The following is a 1199-nucleotide window of genomic DNA, read 5'->3' as shown; positions in this document are numbered from 1 at the left end:
ATGGCAACCTCGAAGAGCTGCAGTGGATGGCACAGATGATCAACGACATGCTGTTCCTGGCCAAGGCCGACCATGGCCTGCTGGTGCCTGGTCAAGCGCCACTGGCATTGCATGAAGAGGTGGATGCACTGCTTGAATATTACGCGCCGCTGGCCGAGGACAGCGATGTGCAGATGCTCCGCGAGGGTGAGGCCCTGCTGCAGGGCGACCGGCATATGCTGCGCCGTGCGCTGTCCAATCTGCTCGACAATGCCTTGCGGTTCACACCGGCCGGTGGGCAGATACGGGTGACGCTGGAGGCGGGGCCGAAGATCAGCGTGGCCAATACCGGGGGGTCCATTGAAGCGGCGGCGTTACCGCGATTGTTCGACCGCTTCTACCGGGTCGACCCTGCGCGACGGGAAGGTAGCAGCGAGCATGCGGGGCTGGGGCTGGCGATCACCCGGTCGATCGTGCAGGCGCATGGCGGGAGCATTCGGGCGGAGTGTGAGGGTGGCTGGACGCGGTTTGTGATCGGGTTCAGCCAGGATCGGTGAATCGGGGCTGCTTCGCAGCCCATCGCGACACAAGGCCGCTCCTACAAGGGGCCGCGTATTTGCAGACTTGCGCGATTCCTGTAGGAGCGGCCTTGTGTCGCGAAAGGGGCGCAAAGCGCCCCCAAAATCTCAGGTAAACATCAGACCGCCAGGCCAATCGCCGGCTGCACCTGCGACGCCCGGTAGGCCGGGTAAATGGTCGCCAGGAAACTCATCACCAGGCCAGCACTGCAGATAATTGCCACATCGCCCCACTGCAACTGCGACGGCAGGCTGCTGATGAAGTACACATCCGAAGTGAAGATGTGCTGCCCGCTCACCCGCTCCAGCCAACCGACGATCTGGCTGACGTTGAACGCCGCAATCACCCCCAGCACCCCGCCAATCAGCGTGCCGACAACACCGATCAGGCTGCCCTGGACCATGAACGTGCCCATGATCTGCGCCGGTGTGGCGCCCAGGGTACGCAGAATGGCAATGTCCGGCCCCTTGTCGTTCACCACCATCACCAGGGTGGCGATGATGTTGAACGCCGCCACCGCGATGATCATCATCAGCAGCAGGCCGATCATGGTCTTTTCCATTTTCATCGCGCTGAACAGGCTGCCCTGGGTGTGCGACCAGTCGTCAGCGCGGTAGGCGTCACCCAACCCGGCGACAATC

2 protein-coding genes are annotated in these 1199 nt (G+C 62.8%); one reads left to right on the top strand and one right to left on the bottom strand.

Annotated elements, in window-relative coordinates:
* The coding region (locus tag HP547_RS28865; RefSeq protein ID WP_256676478.1) for an ATP-binding protein at positions 1 to 536 on the top strand (536 nt) is incomplete at its 5' end.
* Positions 537 to 676: 140 nt separating this feature from the next.
* Here the strand turns inward: HP547_RS28865 and HP547_RS28860 are convergent.
* Positions 677 to 1199, bottom strand: a 523-nt coding sequence (locus HP547_RS28860) for an FtsX-like permease family protein (protein WP_172288913.1), incomplete at its 5' end; no start/stop codon positions are given.

The sequence above is a fragment of the Pseudomonas sp. CM27 genome, assembly GCF_013179515.1.
Taxonomy (GTDB): Bacteria; Pseudomonadota; Gammaproteobacteria; order Pseudomonadales; family Pseudomonadaceae; genus Aquipseudomonas.
The sequence above is the reverse complement of the archived record's forward strand: the minus strand, read 5'-3'. Positions and strand labels throughout refer to the sequence as shown.